Annotated in this window: 13 protein-coding genes; 6 read left to right on the top strand and 7 right to left on the bottom strand. The window is 56.0% G+C overall.

The genetic code is table 11. The features are described 5' to 3' along the window. Window positions 1–51: 51 nt before the first annotated feature. Together alaC and ACAM29_RS06920 are read left to right on the top strand one after the other, a co-directional pair. Window positions 52–1,281: an alanine transaminase gene (gene alaC / locus ACAM29_RS06925; protein ID WP_091827032.1), complete on the top strand. Its 1,230-nt coding sequence runs from the start codon at window positions 52–54 to the stop codon at window positions 1,279–1,281. 340 nt (window positions 1,282–1,621) lie between these two features. Beyond that, window positions 1,622–5,362: an EAL domain-containing protein gene (locus tag ACAM29_RS06920; RefSeq protein ID WP_369623652.1), complete on the top strand. Its 3,741-nt coding sequence runs from the start codon at window positions 1,622–1,624 to the stop codon at window positions 5,360–5,362. An 11-nt stretch (window positions 5,363–5,373) separates the two neighbouring features. Here ACAM29_RS06920 and ACAM29_RS06915 read toward each other — a convergent pair whose 3' ends face one another. From ACAM29_RS06915 to ACAM29_RS06900, 4 genes are read right to left on the bottom strand one after another with little or no spacing between them, the layout of a single operon-like run. Beyond that, a complete protein-coding gene (locus ACAM29_RS06915) occupies window positions 5,374–8,595 on the bottom strand; it encodes an efflux RND transporter permease subunit (protein WP_369623651.1) in 3,222 nt (1,073 codons plus the stop codon). Beyond that, entirely contained in the window at window positions 8,592–9,641 is a 1,050-nt protein-coding gene (locus ACAM29_RS06910) for an efflux RND transporter periplasmic adaptor subunit (RefSeq protein WP_369623650.1), read from the bottom strand. The genes ACAM29_RS06915 and ACAM29_RS06910 overlap by 4 nt, the downstream gene beginning before the upstream one ends. A 53-nt stretch (window positions 9,642–9,694) precedes the next feature. Next, window positions 9,695–11,848 carry a putative bifunctional diguanylate cyclase/phosphodiesterase gene (locus tag ACAM29_RS06905; RefSeq protein WP_369623649.1) on the bottom strand — a complete coding sequence of 718 codons (2,154 nt, stop codon included), beginning with the start codon at window positions 11,846–11,848 and terminating at the stop codon, window positions 9,695–9,697. 5 nt (window positions 11,849–11,853) lie between these two features. Next, window positions 11,854–12,486 (bottom strand): histidine phosphatase family protein, encoded by a 633-nt coding sequence (locus ACAM29_RS06900; protein WP_369623648.1) that lies wholly within the window; start codon window positions 12,484–12,486, stop codon window positions 11,854–11,856. A gap of 132 nt (window positions 12,487–12,618) precedes the next feature. Here ACAM29_RS06900 and ACAM29_RS06895 point away from each other — a divergent pair, with 132 nt between their 5' ends. The 3 genes from ACAM29_RS06895 (at window position 12,619) to ACAM29_RS06885 (ending at window position 16,421) form a co-directional block, all read left to right on the top strand. Next, window positions 12,619–13,194 carry a uracil-DNA glycosylase family protein gene (locus tag ACAM29_RS06895; protein WP_369623647.1) on the top strand — a complete coding sequence of 192 codons (576 nt, stop codon included), beginning with the start codon at window positions 12,619–12,621 and terminating at the stop codon, window positions 13,192–13,194. Between the two features lie 78 nt (window positions 13,195–13,272). Next, a complete protein-coding gene (rapA, locus tag ACAM29_RS06890; protein WP_369623646.1) occupies window positions 13,273–16,134 on the top strand; it encodes an RNA polymerase-associated protein RapA in 2,862 nt (953 codons plus the stop codon). 89 nt (window positions 16,135–16,223) lie between these two features. Further along, window positions 16,224–16,421, top strand: coding sequence for a putative motility protein (locus ACAM29_RS06885; RefSeq protein WP_369623645.1), 198 nt, complete (start codon window positions 16,224–16,226; stop codon window positions 16,419–16,421). A 78-nt stretch (window positions 16,422–16,499) separates the two neighbouring features. Here the strand turns inward: ACAM29_RS06885 and hmpA are convergent, their stop codons facing one another. From hmpA to ACAM29_RS06870, 3 genes are all read right to left on the bottom strand, one after another. Then, window positions 16,500–17,684, bottom strand: a complete 1,185-nt coding sequence (hmpA, locus tag ACAM29_RS06880) for an NO-inducible flavohemoprotein (RefSeq protein WP_369623644.1) — start codon at window positions 17,682–17,684, stop codon at window positions 16,500–16,502. A gap of 84 nt (window positions 17,685–17,768) precedes the next feature. Next, on the bottom strand, window positions 17,769–20,699 hold the full coding sequence (locus tag ACAM29_RS06875; protein WP_369623643.1) for a transporter substrate-binding domain-containing protein: 2,931 nt from the start codon (window positions 20,697–20,699) through the stop codon (window positions 17,769–17,771). 91 nt (window positions 20,700–20,790) lie between these two features. Next, entirely contained in the window at window positions 20,791–21,981 is a 1,191-nt protein-coding gene (locus ACAM29_RS06870) for an MFS transporter (protein WP_369623642.1), read from the bottom strand. A 147-nt stretch (window positions 21,982–22,128) separates the two neighbouring features. On the opposite strand from ACAM29_RS06870, the gene ACAM29_RS06865 reads away from it, so the two are divergent. Next, window positions 22,129–23,007 carry an EamA family transporter gene (locus ACAM29_RS06865; RefSeq protein ID WP_369623641.1) on the top strand — a complete coding sequence of 293 codons (879 nt, stop codon included), beginning with the start codon at window positions 22,129–22,131 and terminating at the stop codon, window positions 23,005–23,007. Window positions 23,008–23,056: the final 49 nt, after the last annotated feature.

Raw genomic sequence — 23,056 nt, 5'->3', positions numbered from 1 at the left:
TGGCTGGCGTCGCTCGGACGGTTCCGGGCGCTGACGTTTATCGAGGCTTATATGACTGACAAGACCGGTGTGCAATCCGTACGCCATTTTTCCCGTATTGATCGTCTTCCCCCCTATGTGTTCAACATCACGGCTGAATTAAAGATGGCCGCTCGTCGACGTGGCGAGGATATCATCGACTTCAGCATGGGGAACCCTGATGGGGCCACACCTCCCCATATTGTTGAAAAACTCTGTGCCGTTGCTCAGCGTGATGATACACATGGCTACTCGACATCACGGGGTATCCCGCGTTTGCGCAGAGCCATAGCCAACTGGTATCAGACGCGTTATCAGGTCGATATTGACCCTGAAGATGAAGCGATTGTCACTATCGGCTCCAAAGAGGGTCTGGCTCATTTGATGCTCGCAACCCTGGATCACGGCGATACCGTGTTGGTGCCCAATCCAAGCTACCCAATTCATATCTATGGTGCCGTAATTGCCGGGGCTCAGGTCCGCTCGGTTCCATTGGTGCCGGGGGTAGACTTTTTTGTCGAGCTTGAGCGGGCCATCCGCGAGTCGATCCCGAAACCCAAAATGATCATTCTGGGCTTTCCCTCCAACCCCACCGCACAATGTGTTGAGCTGGATTTCTTTGAGCGTGTTGTCGCGCTGGCGAAGCAGTATGACATTATCGTGGTGCACGATCTGGCCTATGCCGATATTGTCTATGATGGCTGGACCGCGCCTTCGATCATGCAGGTACCCGGTGCGCGAGATGTGGCCGTTGAGTTTTTTACGCTTTCCAAGAGCTACAACATGGCCGGGTGGCGTATCGGGTTCATGGTGGGTAACAAAGAGCTGGTACATGCGCTGGCACGTATCAAAAGCTACCACGATTATGGCACCTTCACTCCCTTGCAAGTGGCGGCCATCGCGGCACTTGAGGGCGATCAGCAATGTGTGCGCGATATCGCCGAGCAATATCGGCAGCGCCGAAACGTGTTGGTGAAAGGCCTGCATGAAGCGGGCTGGATGGTGGATAACCCCAAGGCGTCCATGTATGTCTGGGCCAAAATTCCGGATCACTATCGTGAGTTGGGATCGCTGGAATTTTCCAAAAAGCTGCTGTCCGATGCCAAGGTGTGTGTATCGCCGGGCATAGGTTTTGGTGACTATGGTGACGACTACGTGCGCTTTGCCCTGATTGAAAACAGGGATCGTATTCGACAGGCTGTCAGGGGAATCAAGGCCATGTTCCGTCAGGATGGAGTGTCGGGTAAGGATGAGACACCTTGACGTCAAGGTGACATATTCGGGCTCTTGAGGATTATGAGCCAGTGAACGAAGTCAGCCGTAGTATATTCAGCGATGCTAATACCTGATTATTGTCAACGGCTGACCCGTATCTTGCTTGCGACAGCTTTAAACGCTTGTTGTCTGACCGTTAATTGGTTAGTTTGGATGGCCAAACGGATGGCAGTAGTTGGAGCGAGCCTTTAGATGGCGCTGTTTAAGACCATATCCGCAACCTCATTTATACGGCACGGATCGTGCTCGTTACACATATGTTCAAGGATTGAACACACTCCTCGCACCAGACGAAACTCGTTCGGGTCCTGCTGTTTTGGTACGGCTCATGATTGATATGTGGCAGCATCGTCTGTCGCTGCGTCAACTGAGCCGCCTGTTGATGGCTGTGGTCCTGTCCATGGTACTGGTGATGACAGGGCTTGCCTCCGTAGTTGCCAAGGGCCCCGAGTTTGAACGGGTATTCCGTGAGTCTGGTGTCATGATGCTGCTTATTGACCCTGACACAGGTAACATCGTTGAAGCCAATGACGCCGCAGCCGAGTTCTATGGTTATCCGATTGAACAGCTGCAGCAGATGACTATCCAGCAGATCAATACGTTCACTGCCGAACAGGTGGCAGAAGAACGGACTCTGGCGCAAGCCGAGGGTCGCAATTACTTTCTTTTCCGTCACCGCCTTGCCAGTGGCGAAATTCGAACCGTAGAGGTTCACTCCCGCCCTTACCGTTTCAACGAGCAGAACCTGCTGTTCTCCATCATCAATGATATTACCCCGGGCCGGCATGAAGCCCAGGATCTGTGGCACTACCAGGAGCGCCTGGAAGCGATGGTGGACGCTCAGGTAAATGAACTGGAGCGCAATCGCAAGCTGCAGATCTGGCTGCTGGCGGGTGCCCTGTTGATACAGGCGGTGGTCATTACCGCCCTGGCTCTGAATATCCAGCGGCGACGTCAGTTGGAGCGGGAGCGACGCAGAACGACAGCGGCACTTGAGCTGAGCAGTGAGCGCCTCAGAGAGGCTCAACGCATTGCCAGGGTGGGCAGTTGGGAATTGAATCACATCAATCAGCGTTTCACCTGTTCTGATGAGATGTACCGGCTGTTGGACCTTGATCCATCTGAGAGTGATTCCAGCTATCGCAAGGCACTGTCGCGGCTGCACCCTGAAGACAGGCAGCGGATCCGGACTGTGTACAGTGAGGCGCTTAGAAGCGGGAAAACCTACGAGATCAAGCACCGGCTGTTACTGCCGGGTGATATCGTGAAACATGTCAGTGTATGTGCTGAAACCCTGTACACCCCCGAGGGTGAACCCGTGCAGACGCTGGGGACAGTGCAGGACATTACTGAGCAGCAGCTCACTCAGCAGGCGTTGACAGCATTGGCAACCACCTTTGCGCCGCTTGCCGGTGAAGCTTTTTATGAAGCGGTCTGCCGGCACCTGGTTGACGCTCTCGGGCTTGAGTATGCCTTTGTTGCACGGTTTGAAAAAGACTGTGAGCGGGCCGAAGTACTGGCGGGCTGGTCCGATGAAGGCATTATCCATCGTTTCAGCTATGACCTGCACGGTAGCCCTTGTTCTGATGTGTTGAAACAGCACCAACTTGTTTGTGCCACTGGTATTCAGACGAAATACCCTGAAGATTACATGCTCGCGGACATGGGTGCACAAGCCTATATTGGCAGCGCGTTGCTTGATAAACAGCAGCAAGCGGTTGGGCTGCTGGTTGTTATGAGTCGCAAGCCGTTGCTGCAGCCACAGATTGCAACCAACCTGATTCAGCTCTTTGTAGACAGGGTCAGTGCCGAGATGCAGCGCAATGAGGCGGAGCAGCTGATTGCACAGGCGGACCGCTATCGTCAGGTTGTGTTGAAGTTCTCCAGTCGATTCATCAACCTGCCACTGAATCAGATTGAATCCGCTCTTGATGATGCCCTGTGTGAGATTGGCAGCTTCTTTGATGCCGATCGTTGCTATCTGTTCGAGTATGATTTTGAGCGAAAAACCGCCTCGATGACGCTTGAGTGGTGCGCCGAGGGTGTGAAGCCAGGAGCACACAAGCTGCAGCAGCTCCCGATGAGTGAATTCCCCAACTGGATTGCTCTGCATGGAAGAGGCGAGCCGGTTGTCATAGCGGACCTGGAACAGGTTCCCGACCCTTTTATTGTCGAAATACTGAAATCACACGGTACCAAAAGCCTGATCGGTCAGCCGTTGATGGTCAGGGGCCACTGCACTGGGTTTGTCGGTATATCCTCCATGCGCCACCGAGACAAGTTTGGCAGCGAAACCGTAGCCCTACTGAAACTGTTTGCAGAGTTGCTGGTGAGCCTGAGACGCAGAGAGCTTCATGAAAGCCAGCTGCGCTTGTCTGCAAGCGTATTTGATAATGCCAATGAAGGCATCATGATTACCAACCCTGACGGCAATATTGTCAGCGTCAACAACGCCTTTACCCGCACAACGGGCTATGATGCCGACGAGGTGTTGGGGCGTAACCCCGCCTTCCTTAACTCTGACCTTCAGGGTAAGCACTTCCATGCCAGCATGTGGCAGGCTTTACAGCGTGATGGTCATTGGAGTGGTGAGGTGTGGAACCGACACAAGGACGGTGAGCTTTATGCCGTGCTGCAGAAAGTAAATGCTTTTTATGACGAGGCCGGTCGTCTGCAGGGGTATGTGGCGCTACTCTCCGATATCACAACCCTGAAGCTGCAGCAAAAACAGCTTGAGCAGATTGCCCATTTCGACCCGCTGACCGGCTTGCCTAATCGTACGCTGCTGGCGGATCGTCTGCAGCAAGCCATGGCACAGGCCAATCGTCATGGCACCAGTATCGCGGTGCTGTTTATTGACCTGGATGGGTTCAAGGCAGTGAATGACACTCATAGTCATGCGGTGGGTGACCAGCTTCTGGTACAGGTAGCACGGCGCATGAAGCGGGTGATGCGTGATGAGGATACTCTGGCCCGCCTGGGCGGGGATGAATTTGTTGCCGTATTGCAGAACCTTGAGCATCCGGATGCGAGCACTCCGGTACTCGAAAGGCTTTTGCAGGCTGCCGCCGAGCCGGTCCAGTTGGATGAGCTTGAGCTGGCCGTTTCCGCCAGTATTGGCGTGGTTTTCTACCCGCAGCAGGAATCGCTGGATGCCGACCAGTTGCAGCGTCAGGCGGATCAGGCGATGTATCAGGCCAAGCAGGCGGGCAAGAATCGTTACCATCTGTTTGATGTAGAGCGTGATCGCGCAGTACGTGATCAGCATGAAAGTCTGGAGCGCATACGGGATGCCCTGTACAGCGAAGAGTTCAGACTGTTCTACCAGCCCAAGGTCAACATGCGGACCGGTGAGGTAATTGGATGTGAAGCACTGATTCGCTGGCAGCATCCTGAACGCGGCTTGTTGCCACCGGCAGCCTTCCTTCCCGTGATTGAGAACCACCCCTTGGCAATCGAGTTGGGCCACTGGGTGTTGTGTACGGCTCTGGATCAGCAGGTCAGCTGGAAACAGGCTGGCTTGCGATTGCAGGTGAGTATCAATATTGACGCGATCCATTTGCAGCATGCCAGTTTTGTTGAGCGCTTGGACAAAGAACTGCAGCAGCGACCAACGATTCAGCCCGGAGATCTGGAGCTGGAAATTCTGGAAACCACGGCACTGGATGACGTGGTGCAGATATCGGACATCATTACTGCCTGCCAGCGCCTGGGTGTGGGCTTTGCTCTGGATGACTTCGGTACCGGCTACTCGTCGCTGACCTACCTTAAGCGTTTGCCGGCTGAGCTGCTCAAGATCGACCGCAGTTTTGTGCGTGACATGCTTGATGATCCGGATGACCTGGCAATCCTGGATGGTGTCATCCGCCTGGCTCAGGCCTTCCGACGTTCTGTTATTGCCGAAGGGGTCGAAACTCAGGCCCATTGCCAGGCGTTGCTGGAGCTGGGCTGTGAGCTGGGTCAGGGGTATGCCATCGCCAGACCGATGCCGGAAGATGAACTGCCGACCTGGCTGCTGAAGTGGTCAGAGCAGTGGCAAACTGAAGCTGAAACTGAATCTGCGCAGTGATTGCCGCCGCGTTATAGCCAGCGGCGGCGTGCAAGCACATAATACAAAAGCGGCACGACGATGATGGTCAGCAACGTAGACATGGCAAGACCAAACACCAGCGAGATCGCCAGTCCGTTAAAAATCGGGTCGCCAAGAATGAACCAGGCGCCCACCATCGCTGAAATGGCTGTTAGTGCGATGGGCTTGATTCTGACAGCTCCCGCCATCACTACGGCGTCTTCCAGTCCCATCCCTTCATCCTGTAACTGACGAATAAATACCACCAGCAGTATGGAGTTGCGCACAATGATGCCGGCCAGCGCGATCATGCCGATCATGCTGGTTGCGGTAAACTCTCGACCCAGCAGGGCGTGGCCGGGCAGAATCCCAATCAGCGTCAGCGGAATGGGTGCCATGATGACAAGTGGCATCAGGTAGGAACGGAACTGGGCCACCAGCAGCACAAAGATCATGAACACGCCGACACTGTAGGCCAGTCCCATGTCTCTGAACGTCTCATAGGTGATCTGCCACTCGCCGTCCCATTTCAGTGTGCCAAGCTCCGGCAGGTCGGGCTGGCGAATAAAGAACTGTTCCGGCGCATCCTCCTGCTGATTCAGTGCATTCACCATGCGGAACATGCCATAGAGTGGAGAGTCGATCTCACCGGCCATGTCCGCCGTGACATAGGTTACCGGCAACAGGTCCTTGTGATAGCGCGCTGCGTCCCAGTCTGACTCAACAATCTGTGCGAAGCTGGCCAGTGGTATCAACAGACCTTCACGGTTGCGCAGTTGCAGCGAAAGCAGTGCCGACGGCTGTGCTTTGTCGCCTTCATGCAGAATGACCCGAATTGGGACCGGATATTTGGCGTGTTCGTCATGCAGGTAACTCAGGTTGTTGCCGCCAAGTGCTGTCTGCAATGCTTGCACTACCTGTGCCTGAGAAACTCCCAGCCGGGCGGCGCGAGCGCGATCAACCACCAGTTGCCACTGTTTCGCCGGAGCTTCCAGTGTTGAATCGATATCGACCAGTCCCTCGATCTGCTGCATCTGCGCCATCAACTGGAGCGACAGCTCCGCACGTCTGGTTGCATCAGCGGCGTATACCTCGGACACCAGAGGTGACATAACAGGCGGGCCGGGCGGGACCTCGACAATTTTTACCGAAGCGCCAAAAGGCTCGGCGATGGCCTGCAGGGGGTGACGAAGCGATTGAGCAATGTTATGTGATGGGCGCTCGCGCTGACTCTCAGTAACCAAATTGACCTGCAGATCTCCCTGCCAGGGATCGCTGCGCAGATAATACTGGCGTACGAGCCCATTGAAGTTGATCGGCGCCGAGATGCCGGCATAGCTTTGCCAGTTTGCAACTTCAGGTACCGTCTCAAGGTGTTGCCCCAGTGACAGCAGCAGGCGTTGGGTTTCTTCCATCGGAGCGGTTTCCGGCATATCGACCACGACCTGCAGCTCCGACTTGTTGTCAAACGGCAGCATCTTCAGAATCACCAGCTGAAACACCGGCAGAGCGACGGCCAGTAAGGTCAGGCCGATCACCACCATTGCCAGCAGTGCCCGGCGGCCCCGGTGAGCCCCTAGAAACGGAGTCAGCAGTCGGCTGAAAAGCTGGAGTGTAGTCGGGTTGACACCATCACCCGAGCTGCCGGTTTCATTGGCCTGTGCGCCCCGGCGATGGTGCAGCAGACGCAGGGCCAGCCAGGGGGCAACCACAAAGGCAACAACCTGTGAAATCACCATGCCGGCTGATGCATTAATCGGGATAGGGCTCATGTATGGTCCCATCAGACCGCTGACAAAAGCCATGGGGAGCAGGGCCGCCATAATGGTCAGACTGGCCATTATCGTCGGCGCCCCCACCTCGTCTACAGCAACCGGAATGATATCCTTCACCGGATGCAGGGAGTTCTGTATGCGCCGGTTGATGTTTTCGGTGATGACGATGCCGTCATCCACCAGTATCCCGATTGAAAAGATCAGTGCAAACAGAGAAACCCGGTTCAATGTAAAACCCCAGGCCCATGAAAACACTAGCGTCAGCAGCAGGGTTACCAGTACAGCAGCACCAACGATAGTGGCCTGGCGCCAGCCCATGGCGGCCAGCACCAACAACATGACGCAAAGAGTGGCTGAGATCAGGTCTGTGATCAGCTTGCGTGCCTTGCCCGAGGCGGTCTCGCCATAGTTGCGTGTGATTACCACCTCAATGTCATCAGGCAGTGCGCGGTTTTTTAGCAGCTGTAGCCTTGCTTCAATGGCTTCGGTGATGTTAATCGCGTTTTCACCGGGCTGCTTGGCAATGGCCAGTGTTACAGCGGGATAGACCTGCCCGACAGTGCCGGACTTTGCCGCGCTTTTGCCCGGACCGAAGCCCAGCATGACGCTGCGATCGGGTACCGTACTGCCCCTGCTGATTTTGGCGACATCACGCAGGAAAACGGCGGCTCCCTGATGCATGCCGATCACCAGGCTGCGGATGCTTTCGACATCTTCCAGCAGCAGGCCTGCCTGCACCGGAATGGAGAGGTTGTCACGGGTAATTCTGACGGGCTGTGAGCTGCTGTTGGCGGCCTGCAGTACAAGCGCGATATCATCCAGTCCAAGGCCATAGCCGGCCAACAGGGCAGGATCGAAGTGTACGTCAACCCGATCAGGCACACCGCCAACGGTGTAGATATCCCGCGTACCGGGTATCCGCTTCAGTGCCACCTCCAGCATGTGTGCCAGGCGGGTCAACTCTTCGCCACCGTATCGCTGCTGCGGGTCGTACAGGGTCAGCGTCATGATCGGTACGTCGTCGATACTTCTGGGCTTGACCAGCGGCGGGCTGGCGCCAAGGTCGGCAGGCAGCCAGTCCTGATTGGAATACACCTGATTATAGAGTCGAACCAGGGCCTCCTGACGGCTGACGCCGACCTTGAACTGCACTGTGATCACGGCCTGCCCCTGACGCGATACCGAATAGACATGCTTGACGCCTTCGATCTCGCTCATCACCTGTTCGGCGGGCGTGGATATCAGGTTCTCGACCTCTGCGGCACTGGCTCCGGGCAGGGCGACCAGAATATCGGCCAGTGTCACGTCGATCTGGGGTTCTTCTTCCTTGGGAGTGAACACCAGTACCAGAATACCGAGCAGTATGGCCAGCAGGGCCAGCAAAGGTGTCAGGCGCGAGTTCTGAAACACACGGGCAATTGCACCCGAAGGGCCGACAGGAGGCAGTGAAGTGCTCAAGGCCGATACTCCTCGCCCATATTCAATGCAGGCTGTCCGCTGAGTTGCAACGGATTGGCCACTAAGCGCTCTCCCTCACTCAGGCCCGCGAGAATCTCGACCAGGCCACCGTTACGAACACCGGTGCGTATTTGACGCAAGCGAGGATTATCACTGCCATCGAGCACAAACACAGCCCTCAGCTCGCTGCGATGCAGCAGGCTGGTGACGGGAATCCAGAGCGCTTCACGAGTGGCAACCGGGAGGCTGACCTTGACCAGCATGCCCGGAAACAGACGTGCATCGGGTTCATCCAGTGTCATGCGCAGGCGGAAGCTGTGGCTTGTCGGGTCCGCATAGGGGTAGAAAGTCATTTTGCCGGTAGACAGTATATCGCCATCGGGCAGGGTCACGCGGGCCATTCGTTGCTCGCGGGCAATACCGGCATATTGTTGTGGCAGGTCTACCGCTACACGCAGCTGTTCCAGTGAAAGTCCGCTAAGAAGAGGCTGACCAGGATTGACGCTTTCACCCAGTTCTACATGGCGCTCCGTCAAAATACCCCCATAGGGAGCGGTAACACGGGTATAGTCCAGTTGCTTGCGGGCTTCGGCAACTGCTGCCTGAGCACCAGCCAGACGTGCTTCGCTGGCGCTGAGCTGGTTGCGAGCCTGATCCAGTGCCTGGTCCGCGATCAGACGTCGTTCATGCAGCGAGCGGCTGCGACTGAACTGCTGGCGCGCATCGGCAAGGCTCGCCTCGGCTTCAGTGAGAGCAGCCTGGGCCTGCTGCAGCCGCGCCTGCTGCTCGTTGTCTTCGAGCTGTACGATCAAGGCTCCGGCGGGTACTGAATCGTCCACGTCATAGGGCAGAGCGATGACGCGACCACTGGTTTGAGCCGAAACCGTGCTCTGTTGCACCGCTTCAATAACACCATCGAGCTGAACTTTTTCTTCCAGGGCACGTCGCTCGACTAAGACGGTCTCAATCGATTCGGCTGCGGTGACATGGCTTGCGAGGCCCAACAGCAGAACAGTAAGCAGGCGTTGCAGCGATGCAGGTAACATGAGAAAGCCCCTTTGAGTATATTAGATAAATCTAAATACAAAGTGGCAGATCGTCAATGGACGGGTTTCGGTCCTGCTTGCAGGAGCTGTTCACATTCAGTCAGTGGCAGGGGGCGAGCAAACAGATAGCCCTGATAGTGCTGGCAGCCATAGGCTTCAAGGATGGTGCGCTGTTGCTCGGTTTCGACACCTTCTGCGATAACGTCCAGAGACAGGGCGTGGCCCATGGCGATGATGGTCTTGATGATCATGGCATCGTCGTTGTCCGTATCTATATCACGCACAAAAGACTGATCGATTTTAATCTGGTCCAGTGGCAATCGCTTCAGGTACTGAAGTGATGAGTATCCCGTGCCGAAGTCATCCATCGAGAACTTAACTCCATGCTCTCGGAGCCGAGCCATCTTGCTGATGGTTTCCTCAACGTAGTCGAGAACGGTGGATTCGGTCAGTTCAATCTTGAGCTTGCCGGGCGGTACTGTACTTTGTGCCAATGTGGACTCAACCTCGTCTACAAAGTCGGGCTGTCGGAACTGGCGTGCGCTGACATTAACCGCGAGTTGCAGGTGAGCGGTGAGCGGGTTGCCTTGCCAGCGACAAAGCTGTTCACAGGCGGTTTTCAGAACCCAGCTGCCAATCGGTACAATCAGGCCGGTTTCTTCTGCCAGAGGAATAAACTGTGCAGGAGAGACCAGTCCCTTTTCCGAGTGACGCCAGCGCAGTAGCGCTTCTGCACCGATTGGCTGGCTGCGATGATCGAACTGCAGCTGGTAAAAGAGTTCCAGTTCGTTGCGGTCGATCGCCTGGCGCAACTCGGTTTCAAGTTCGGCACGCTGGCTGATTTCGGCCTGAATCTGTGGGTCGTAAAAGCTGACGGTGTTGCGACCGGCAGCCTTGGCTTGATACTTGGCCAGCTCCGCCTGCCCAAGCAGCGCCTCACTCTCAAACTGGCGCTCGGTAAACAGCGCAATGCCGATGCTGACGCTGAGGAAATGATTGAAGTCCTCGATTGAGTACTCGCCCTCGAGGCCGCAGCGCAACTCCTGTGCGATCTGCTCCGCCTCCCTTGCCGCCAGCGAGCGATTGCTTTGTGGCAGTTCGACCAGAACGGCAAATTCATCACCGCCGACACGCGCCAGCAGGTCGCCTTCTCGCAGCAGGGTGCGAATCTTCCGTGCCAGCTCAAACAGAAAGTTGTCACCTGCCTGGTGGCCGCGGATGTCGTTCAGGAGCTTGAAACGGTCCAGATCGATCCATAACAGAGCGTAGTAGTTCTTCATCCGCTCGCTGCTGGTCAAGTGTATCAACTGTTCCTGCAGCATGCGGCGGTTGGGCAGTTCAGTCAGTGCATCGTAAAAGATAAGACGATGATTGGCCTCTTCGGCCTGGATGCGCCTCACCAGATCATCACGAAAGCCCAGAAGCACGCCCGCAATGCGGCCGAATTCGCCTTTGGACTTGCGCTGAAGGCGCTCAATGGCGGGGAGTTTCAGGTTGGCACTCTGGTTGTACGCCAGCTGGCTCAGAGCGTCGGCGATGTCCCGTACTCGGCTGCTGATCATGCGGGCCACCACAATCACGATCAGGGTAATTACCAGTGCCGCCAGCAAGCTCATGACCAGAATGCGCAGGAATGTCTGGTCGTAACGGGTTTGGCTTTCCTGCTCTCGCTGCAGGGCACGTTCCGTCAGCAGTACCGAGATTCGGCCGGTAAACTGGGAAAAGTCATTGTAGCTGTGCTGGGCTGTCGCAAAGAAGCGATTGGCGGTATCAGGATCAACGGCGGCAATCTCAGTGGCCATGATCATCATGTTGCGATAGGCCTCGAACTCTTCTGCCAGCCGAGTGACCGAATTGTGGTTGACCTCCTTGAGCAGGCTGGACTGTCGGAGGGTTTCAACCCGGGTGTTGATTTCGGCCAATTCATCCACGAAATCCCGGTGAGCGTAATACACTTCGACTTCCGTCAGTTCACCGTTGCGAGCCCCGTCCAGGGCCTTGATGACACGGCTGTGGAGGTGGGCGATATCACGATTAAAGCTAGCTTCCTGGTGGATGGTGGCAAGGTCCAGTGCCAGAGCTGCACTGCTGTCCTGTTGTTGCTGGCGCAGACTGTTCAGGGAGAGGTAGCCCAGCAGTATCCCCAAGAACAGTACCAGCAGGGCGGGCAGCAGGAACATCATCAGAATGGTTTTGCCCGCGCGCATGAGTTTCAGTCCGCCGTTTTCAGCAGGTGGGCCCAGTGGCCGGGTTCGATGCTGGCAACATAATCAAAGCCACTGCCATCGGCATGGGGGCGAATAATGACCAGGGTGCCTTCGACCGGGAAGTACTCCATTACTTCAACCATGTTCGGGCCGTGGGCAACCAGAATGCGGTTGCTGCCACGCTCAACCGGTGTACTCAGAAGCTCAAGTGTGCGTGCAATAATCGGCTGTTTTTCACTGCTGGTCAGTGCCGCTACGTACATCAGGTTAGGGTCCACACGATAACCGCCATCACCAAAGATGATGGCCGCTGTCTGGTAGGCTCGGCACATAGGGCTGCTGTACACCTCGCCGAAGGGGATGTCGGCCAGATGAAACTGGTGGGCGATATCGCGCATGATGTCGCGACCAGCATCGGACAGCGGCCGCTGCGTGCTGCAGTCGTCAAGGTCAATCGGTACCTGATCAGGCTGGCTGGTGTCGGTGGGGCCGTGACGAATAAACAGGACATACCCACCCTCACGAATGGCCTGCAGCTGGGCCGGAGTGGCGGGGGAGGGAGTGAAAGGTTCGGCCTGTGACAGCGTGGCCAGTGCCACAAGTACAAGACCCAGCAGCCAGTGAACCTGCTGTTTCATGAAAGATCCCTCTCGACAGACATGTTTGTATTATCGGACAGTACAACAAAAACCACGTATTTAAAATGGCTTTTACACTGGTATCAATATGATACAACGGGACAGTGGAGAACAAAGTGGAGGACTTTGCTGATGTCACTGCCTGAATTGCTGCGGCAAGTGCGTGCCTGTCGTATCTGTGTTGACCAGCTGCCGCTTGGTCCCAGGCCGGTGGTGCAGGCTGACAGCAGGGCACGCTTGCTGATTGTCGGGCAGGCGCCTGGGGTGAAGGTGCATGAGACCGGTATCCCGTTCAACGATGCCAGTGGTGATCGCCTGCGAGAGTGGCTTGGCCTGAGCCGTGACCAGTTCTACGATCCATCCAGGGTGGCGATTGTGCCCATGGGGTTTTGCTATCCCGGGCGCGGCAAGTCAGGTGACAACCCTCCTCGACCTGAGTGCGCCCCAGCCTGGCGAGCACAGTTGCTGGCGGAACTGCCTGACATTGAGTTGACCCTGTTGGTGGGGCGCTATGCTCAGGAGTGGCATTTGGGCAAGGGTATGAACCTCACCGAGCGGGTCAGTCGTTGGCAGGAGTTCGGACCAGACCACATACCCTTACCCCACCCAAGCCCGCGTAATAATCTGTGGCTGCGGCGCAACCCCTGGTTCGAGCAGGAATTATTGCCTCAATTGCGGCAGAAGATAACCTTAATTGTGCCGGATTGAGCCACTTTGACGATCAGGCTTTGAGTCTTACCCGCCAAGCGCCTAAAATTGCCGACCTGAATTCAAGGGAGCCACATTTTGTCACTACCGCCATTTGTACCCGGACAGCGCTGGATCAGTAACAGTGAAGCAGAGCTTGGTCTGGGCATCGTCGTCGAATATGCCAACCGCCGTGTCGAGATCCGTTTTCCGGCTGCAGAAGAAACTCGTACCTATGCCGCCGATAACGCCCCTCTCAGTCGTGTTGCCTATGAACCCGGAGACCGGGTCTGCAATATGCTGGGAGATGCGATGGAGGTGGTTGAGCGGATGGAGCATAACCAGTGCTTCATCTACCGTGGCGTTGATGAGGCGGGCGAAGAAGTCATTTTGCCTGAACTGGAGCTTGACAGTGCCGTTCATTTCAGCCGACCACAGGAGCGACTGTTTGCCGGTCAGATTGACCGCAATGGCCTGTTCAAGCTGCGCGTCGCGATACTTGAGCAACAGCATCGGCTTCGAGCTTCGGCTGCACACGGTTTGTTGGGTGCTCGTGTACAGCTGTTGCCGCATCAGTTCTATATTGCCAGTGAGCTGAGTCAGCGCTTGGCGCCGAGAGCGTTGTTGGCGGATGAAGTGGGGCTCGGCAAGACCATTGAGGCCGGACTTGTAATCCATCAGCGTTTGATCAGTGGGCGTGCCAGCCGTGTGTTGGTTGTAGTACCAGACTCACTGGTACATCAATGGTTGGTAGAGATGCTGCGCCGCTTCAACCTGATGTTCACGCTGCTGGATGAGGCGCGCTGCGTTGATATTGAGCTGAGCGGTCAGGCCAACCCGTTTGAGTCCAGCCAGCTGGTGATCTGCCCGCTGTCGCTTTTGACACGCTCGGATGCGCGCCAGCTGCAGGCCCAAGCGGCCGGCTGGGACTTGCTGGTGGTTGACGAGGCTCACCATCTGGGCTGGAGCCAGGAAGCGCCAAGCCATGCCTATCGTTCCATCGAAGCACTGGCAGAGAAGACGCCAGGAGTTCTGCTGTTGACGGCGACGCCTGAGCAGCTGGGGCCTGAAGGCCACTTTGCCCGTCTGCGCCTGCTTGATCCGGCCCGTTATCCTGATTTGCAGCAGTTTCTTGATGAGGAACACCGTTACCTGCAGCTGAACAGTCTGATCGAACCCTTGCTGGGTGATGACGGGGCCAGTGTCCTGCGGGCTGATGTGCACCTGCGTCAGGCTCTGGCTGAGCGCCTTGGCAACGCGGCGGTAGAGGATTGGTTGCAGCTGCCCGAAGCCCAGCAGTCACAGGCGCTGGATGGACTGATCCGTCAGTTGATTGATCGTCAGGGCACGGGGCGGGTTCTGTTTCGTAACACCCGCGATACTGTCAGTGGTTTTCCTCAACGCCAGTTGCAGGTGCATTCACTGGAAATGCCACCCGAGCTGGCCCTGTTTGATGAGGAGGTGGCTCCCGAGGCCTGGCTGCATCCGGAAAAAATCATCGGTGATGACTGGCTCGAAGTGGACTCGCGGGTTGAATGGCTGGTCGAGTGGCTGAGCCTGAATCGCAACCGCAAGGTATTGGTGATATGTGCTCATGCCGCTACGGCTGTAGCGCTGGAAGATCACCTCAATCTGCGTGAAGGTGTGCGTTCTGCCGTCTTCCATGAAGGCATGAGTCTGGTCAATCGAGACCGTGCAGCGGCCTATTTTGCCGAAGAGGAATTGGGTGCTCAGGTGTTGGTCTGCTCTGAAATTGGCAGTGAAGGCCGCAATTTCCAGTTTGCCCAACATCTGGTGTTGTTTGATCTGCCACTGACGCCTGACCTGCTGGAGCAGCGCATCGGGCGTCTGGACCGTATTGGTCAGTGTGATGATATTCAGATCCATGTGCCTGTCTATACCGGCGGTACCAGTGAGGTGCTGCTGCGCTGGTATGACGAAGGACTCAACGCCTTTAGCCGTGTCTGTGCCGTGGGTGATGCACTTTACCGCCGCTTTGCTCCTCGACTGCTGCGGTGCCTGCAGCAGCCAGAGGATGCTGAGGCATTGCAGGCGCTGTTGGATGATACCCGACACGAACGTGAGTCAATGGAGCTCGACCTGTCGAACGGTCGTGACCGGCTGCTCGAGTTAAGCAGTTGTCGACCGGAGCAGGCCCAGCAGCTGCTGGATGAAGTGGCTGCGGCAGAAAACAGTCGTGAGCTGCAGGCGTTTGCGGAAAAACTGTTTGACCGTTTTGGCGTTGATACTCAACCGCACGGGCCGGACGGGCTGGTGTTGCACCCTGGTGATCACATGCTGTGTCAGCTGCCGGGCCTGCCCGAGGAGGGACTGACCCTCACGTTCAGTCGTGAGCGTGCGCTGGCAAGGGAAGATATCCAGTTCATGAGCTGGGAGCATCCTCTGCTGACCGGCACCATGGAGCTGATCGGTCGTGGTGAGTTGGGCAACAGCGCGGTGTGCACCCTTAAACTGCCGCCGCTGCAGGCGGGCACTTTACTGCTGGAACTTGTATACGAGCTGAGCTGTCCGGCACCACGCCAGCTGCAGCTGGAACGTTATCTGCCCAGTGGCAGCGTGCGTCTGCTGCTGGATCAGGAAGGGCGTGATCTGGCAGGCATGATCGGACATCAGCCATTGAATCAGCTGCTGGAAACAGTGACCCGCAATACCGGTCAAAAAATGGTCCGCCTGGCGCGGGAACAGATCAGTGCCCAGTTGAAACAGGCCGACCCACTGGTAGCAAATGCGCTGGTGAAGCTGCGTGGCGAAGCGTTGGAACAGCTGAAAAAGCAACGCAGTGCTGAATATCAGCGGCTGGCAGCCTTGGCAGAGGTCAATCCTATGGTGCGTCCTGAAGAGCTTGCCGCATTGCAGTCAGATACCGAGCAGATGGCTGCCGCGCTGGAAGGTGCCGAGCTAAGGCTGGATGCCATAAGGCTGATTCTTGTGCGTGAATAATCTTCATCAGCGGGATGGGCCCTGAGCTGTTATGTCACACACAGATGTCGTAGTATGGTGTCATATTCTTTAAGTAAAGGAGGGTATCCATGGATATCGCTTCAATGAGCACCGCCATGAGTAACATGCAGACTCAGGCGAGCCATGCCACCAAGATCAACTCGATGGTGAAGGACCAGATTGAGGCAACCGGGCAGCAGGCTCTGCAATTGATACAGAGTGCAGCACCCGTGCCTGCAGTCGATCCGACCAGTTCAGTTGGACAGAATATCGATATTCGTGTCTGACTGCTGAATTGCCTCGCATCCAGCAATCAAGGCGCCCATGGGCGCCTTGATTGTTTCAGGGGGTACTGATACACGTCTTCAAAGTGCCTTGTGCGGGCCAAAGCACTCATAATGAATGCGGCTGTCATCCACCCCCAAGGCTTTCAGCTGGCCGGCAATATACTGCATGAAGCCAAGCGGACCACAGAAGTAGAACTGCATGCGAGGGTCACTGATTGTGTCTTTCACGGCGTTCAAATCCAGCAGGCCTTCATGATCAAAGCGTGATTCGGCCTTGTCTGCCGCGTCTGGAATCCGATACCAAACCTGGCTGTTGAAATGCTCATGCTGCTTGCACAGCTGACTGACATGTTCTGCAAACGCGTGATGACTACCGTTTTCGGCCGCATGGAACCAGTTCACACTGGCTCTCTGCTTGGTCAGGCTCTCCAGCATGGCCAGCATTGGTGTCAGGCCAACACCAGCTGAGATCAGAGTCACTGGAGTGTCTGCCTGTGCCTGCAGGTAGAAATCTCCGGCAGGCGGCACCAGCTCCACGCGGTCACCTGTTTGCATATGATCATGCAAGTAGTTGGACACCTTGCCTTCCGGCTCACGCTTGACCGAGATACGGTAGCGGTCATTGGCCGGTGCTCCTGACAGGCTGTACTGGCGGATTTCCTGATACTCAAACCCTTCAGGCTTCAGGTAGATGCCCAGATACTGGCCGGGCTTGAATGGCATCACGGCGCCACCATCGGCAGGCTTGAATACGAAGCTGGTGATAACATCACTTTCACGGCGCTTTTCGACCAACTCAAACATGCGCTTGCCACGCCAGCCGCCGGTCTGTTGTTCACTCTCCTGATAGATGGCTTCTTCGCGGTCTATGAAAATACCGGCCAGAACCCCATAGGCTTCAGCCCAGGCATCAATCACGGCCTGGCCGGGGGAGAGCAGCTCATCGATGGTCGCCAGCAGGTGAGTCCCCACAATATCGTACTGTGCGGCCGTGATCTGGAAACTGGTATGTTTCTGCGCAATCTTCTCAACGGCCGGCAGCAGCGCTTCGAGGTTGTCGATGTTGGCGGCATAGGCGTGAACTGCATTGAACAGTGCTTCACGCTGGCGGCCTGACTGCTGATGTGTAAGATTGAAAATGTCTTTCAACTCAGGGTTATGGCTGAACATGCGCTCATAGAAGTGAGCGGTCATGGCAGGGCCTGCTTCGGCAATCACGGGTGCAGTGGATTTAACGATCTCGATGGTATTTTGGCTGAGCATGATGCTTCCTTATAAATGTATAAATTTAACATCTTTATAAAGAGTATCTTGAAAGCATCTTTAATGCAAAGCGTTTAAGTCAGTCTAGAACTCATGGCAGACGCGGTCCCGGCCACTTTCCTTGGCGGCATAAAGTGCCGTATCAGCACGGATACTCATGCTTTTCTGACGATCACCGGGGCGCCAGACAGTGACTCCGATACTGGTAGTGCAGTGGCCAATCAGGGGAAAATTGTGTTCACGGATCGCACGACACAAGCTCTGGGCAAGTGTTTCGGCACTTTCGGCGTTCGTGTTGGGACAGATCACCATGAATTCTTCACCACCCCAGCGGGCAATGACATCATGTTCGCGGCAGTTGCCCCTGAGTATCGTAGCGAAGTCGGTCAGGGTGGCATCCCCGGCGGCATGACCGAAGTGATCGTTGATGCGTTTGAAATGGTCGATATCCAGCAGTAGCACGGCAAAATCATACTGCCCGTCCTGTTCTGCGCGGGCGATCTCCTGGTCAAAAACCCGCTCTATATAGAGACGGTTTTTCAATCGGGTCAGTCGGTCAGTGACTGACAGCTGCTCCAGCATACGGTTTTTCAGCTTCAGCTCTTCATGTGCATCCAGCAGCTGAAGGTTGTTTTCACGGATGGTGTTGTTGAGCCGTGACAATTTGCGGTTCCAGAGCAGAATCAGTACAAGTGCAAAGGCTGTGGCAAGGGTGATCTGGCCAACCAGCGTGTAGTCGGTTCGCTCGGCATAGGTGGGTGCTGTCATCCAGCGGTTGCCGATCGATTCACGCTGATCGTCCGTGACCGACATCAAGGCCTTGTTCATAATCTGGTTGAGAGTTGCGTCTTCTGCGCGCATTGCAAATCGGGCGGTGTAGTTCGGCTCTATCTGGCCGGAGATCTTCAGATTGGCAAAGAAGTTTTGTCCCAGCCCGCGGGCCATGGCTGGCAAGGTGTCTGCCACGGCAAAGATATCGCCCTCGTTCAAGGCATTCAGCGCTGTGGGCAGGTCCGGATAAGTATGCAACTGAAGTTCAGGGTAGGATTGCTGCAACCAGAGATGAGGGTCGTCATTCGTGACGACGCCGATGGTTTTCTGCTCAAGCTGTTCGGCACTGCTGACAAACACCTCGTCGAGCCGGGTGGCGATCACCAATGAGGTGTTGAACAGAGGCTGGGTGAAACTAAGGCTTTGCTGCTCGGGCAACAAGGGTGATTTGGAGATCAGATCACAGTGCCCCTGTTGCAGCGCGCTGAGGGCGGTAGCATAGTTGTCTACCGGCACCAGGCGGAAACTAAGACCCGAATGGTTGCGGATTTTTTCCAGCATGTCGGCAAAGGCGCCTACATGGCGGCCGTCTTCAGTGATCTGCTCATACGGCATTCGGTGGCGTTGAACGCAAATACGCAGTGCTGCTCTGGATTCGAGCCAAGCTAGCTCCTGGCCAGTCAGGTGAACATAGTGGGTTGGGTTGTTGGTGCGCGCAATCCACTCTTGCTGCAGTTCGCGCTTTTCTTTTTCGGTCAGGCTGTTCATCGCTTTCTGGAGAATATCGCGCAGCAGCGGCAGGTCTTTGCGCACAGCTAAATGCAGTGACAGCGGTTCGCCACCCTTGATGTTCAGGGTGCTGAGGGTTTTCAGGTTGGGAACACCATACTTCTGACTCAGATGATCGGCAACGCTCATCAGCTCAATGGTGGCATCTGCCTGGCCTGTGCTGACCATCATCAGTGACTCAAGGCTGTCTGATGACGCAACCAGGTTGACTCCGGGCACACGGCTGAACTGCTCGTACAGAAAGAAACCGTCGGGCAATACCAGTGACTTGCCTTTCAGCTCTTCCAGGGTGTTGATGGGCTGACTGTCACTGTGCTGATACAACGCCTGCGCAAGTCGCAGGTAAGGAGTTGTAAAATGCATGTACTGCTCACGTTCGGGTGAGCGTACGATATTGGTCATGACGTCCAGTTCGCCGCTGCGAATCATCTGCAGGTAGTCGTCCCAGCGCTTGCCGCTGACGAACTCCACCTGCAGGCCTGCCCGCTCGGCCAGAAGTCGAACCAGGTCAACCGAGTGCCCGCGGGGCTTGCCGTCTTCGTAAAAGCTGTAGGGTTCAAAGTTTTCTTCGTTATGAACCCGGATTACTGGCATTTGCTTGACGAATTCGCGCTCTTCAGGTGTCAGTGCAACGGTGCGGGCATTTCGAATAAAGCCAAGGGATTCACTGCCAACCCAGAGGTCAATCAGCTTATCCCATTCGCTGTCAGTGATTGCGTCCATTCCTTTCTGCAGCAGTGAGCGGACCTCCGGCCTGTCGACGCGGACTCCAAAGCGTAGGTCTTCGCGGCCCACGTTGCGCAACTGGAATTCGCCCGCCACTTTGATGTTGGTATAGGCGTTACGTGAGGCATAGTGGTAGCCGCTGGTCAGGTTCTGGATTGCCGCATCCACCTCGCCAAAGGCCAGCGCTCGTACAAGGCGCTCGTAATCATCAAATTCGACCACTTCAATATCGTTGTGGGAGCGAAGCTCAGGCAGGTAAAAGATATTCTGCAGTACGCCAACACGCTTGCCGGACAGGTCGGCAAGGCTTTTGTATTCGCCAAAGTGTTTTTGAGTGAATACAACGGTGGGAATTTCAAAGTAGGGCGTGGTGTAGAGGGTGTAGGGGGTGCGCTCGGGTTTGAATGAGATATCGGCAATGACATCGATCTGCTGTTCGCGCAGCATGCGCAGGTTGTTGGACCACTCGCCGGTATGCACGTCGATGCGCATACCGGTTTTCTGTTCCAACAGCTTAGTCAGGTCAGCGACAAACCCCTTGTGTTGGCCATCCTCAATAAAGGAAAACGGCACAAAGTCATACATGGCGGCCAGTGTAATGGGCTCGCCGCTGTCAATAAGCGCTTGTTCATGCTGGTCCAGCGTCAGATTGTCAGCCCGTGCTGTTGATGCAATAAGCAGTGCCAGTAGAAACAGACTTGCCAGGCAAGCTGAAAGTATACGCGTCACTGTTTCTATCCCTGTCAGTTCGTATCAGATATTGATCAAGTTGACATGATCAATCGACCTGAAGCAAGCATCCTTGCACTGAACGGATCGATTATTGCGTAGGCTCTGGCTGTGAATGACGCAGTCGAGCCAGACTCCAAAGACCCAAAATCGGTCCGGGGAGCAGCAGCCAGGGCAGCCAGTGTACCGGGATCATGACCAGCAGTTGGCTGAGCAGTGCCACTGACAGTACCGAAAGTGTATAGCCCATGCAGTTCATCAGCGTCAGGGCGCTGCCTATAACCTCTGCCGGTGCATTCTGGGTGGATAGCGTCGATAGTTGAGGTGAGTCTGCGGATACGCTCAGGCCCCAGAGCAGCCAGAACACAAACACCAGCAGGAACGGCATTGCGAACATCAGCGGCGAAAGCAGGCAGCAGAGTCCTGACAGCATCAGCATGCCGCGGGCGACCGGGCCACTGCCCAAGCTGACAGACAGCTTGCCGCCAATAATGCAGCCGATACTGCCGGCACCCAGCACCAAAAAGCTGAGCAGGCCGATATTGAGATCGGTCTCATGCTCCCGGCTCCAGGCCAGCAGCCAGATTGGAGCAAAGGCCCAAACCGCATACAGCTCCCACATGTGGCCAAAATAGCCGCCGGCGGCAAGCCGCAGCGGACGATGGCGCAGGGCAAAACTCAGTGCATGCCAGCGCAATGGTGCGCCGCGATACAGTGCAGGGCCATCAGGTACCCCCAGCAAAATCATCAGCGCGGCGATACCGGAAGCAGCACCGGAAGCCAGAATAACCAGCTGCCAGTGATCGCCCAATACACCGGACAGCAGGTGCGGTGACGCACTGCCCAACACCAGTGCGCCGACAAGATAGCCGAGTGCACGCCCCAGTCCTTGTGGATACCAGCTGGCTGCCAGTTTCATGCCCACCGGATAGATTCCGGCCAGCATCACGCCGCTGAGAAAACGCAACAACAATAGCTGGTCATAGCTATGGGTATGACAGCCCAGCAGGTAACCGATCAGGGCACTGCTGCCGGCACAAAGTGAAAACAGAATGCGCGGCGAGATGCGATCAGCCAGTGCGATCACGGCAAACAATAATGCACCGCTGATGAAACCCAGCTGTACCGAGTTAGTCAGGCTGGAGACCGCGCTGTCGGGCAAGCCCCAGTCCTTCTGCAGCGCCGGCATGATGGCGTTGCCGGCCAACCAGTTTACGGTACCCAGAAATTGCGCCAGTACCAGCAGCGGCAAAATGCGTGCAGGCCTTTGTATCTCGCTCATTGTGTAATATCCGTTATTTTTATGGCTTTTACTTTACCGGTGCCGTCGGTTACTGGAAAGAGGCTGCCACCGAGCTGGTACCAAAGTAGCGGGACATTCACTAGAATGCGTCTCCCTGTCTCTTCTGTCACATATAGGTGCTGCCCCATGGGGCTCTGGATACCCTTTACCATTCTGGCCGCGTTTATGCAGGCCTGGCGCAACGCCTTTCAGAACCGCCTGAGCAAAGATGTAAGTACCGCTGGGGTTACGCTGGCACGTTTCATCTGGGCCAGCCCCTTGGCCGGGTTTTATCTCTGGCTGCTGTATCGCTGGGAAACGGCGCCCATGCCCGCGTTAACTGGATCATTCATACTGCTGATCGTACTGGCCTCCATTGCTCAGATCATTGCTACAGCCTTGATGGTGGTACTGTTTCGCAAGCGCAATTACGCCATCGGAGTCGGACTGGCCAAAAGCGAGGCCGTGATTGCAGCGGTACTGGGAGCGCTGTTTTTTGCCGCGCCGCTGTCACCGCTGGCCTGGGCCGGTGTACTGATCGGCGCGCTGGCATTCTGGCTAATGACCAATCCCGGTGCCCTTCGAGAGGTGTCATTTGGTACGCTGCTGACCGGGCTTGGCAGTGGGCTGGCATTTGCGTTGACCACTCTTTGGGTGCGTGAAGCCAGCCTGTTGCTGGGACTGCCGTTTCTGTACAGCGCAGCCTGGGTGCTGCTCTGTGTAATCGCCACACAAACGCTTATGCTGCTGGCGTGGCTGCTGTTGCGTGAACCGTATACGCTGATTGCGCTGTGGCAGCGGCCAAAGCTGGTGTTTGCAATTTCGCTGTTCAGCTGTATCGGTTCGTTGGGCTGGTTTACGGCCATGAGCCTTGAAACCGTGGCGCTGGTCAAAACGCTGGGGCAGATCGAGGTGCTGTTTACCTTGATGATTTCGGCGCGCTGGTTCCGGGAGAAACTCAATGGTCGTGATCTGGCGGGGCTGGGGCTGATCGTAGTCGGTGCCCTCTGCGTGATGCTGGCTTGATCGATCCTGCTGTGAGCAGATGTTCGTCAGTATGCAAGGGGAGGGGGGC

This window comes from Marinobacterium sp. BA1 (genome assembly GCF_041155135.1).
Lineage (GTDB): Bacteria > Pseudomonadota > Gammaproteobacteria > Pseudomonadales > Balneatricaceae > Marinobacterium > Marinobacterium iners.
Note: the sequence above shows the minus strand (reverse complement) of the source record. Positions and strands in the feature narration are given on the sequence as shown.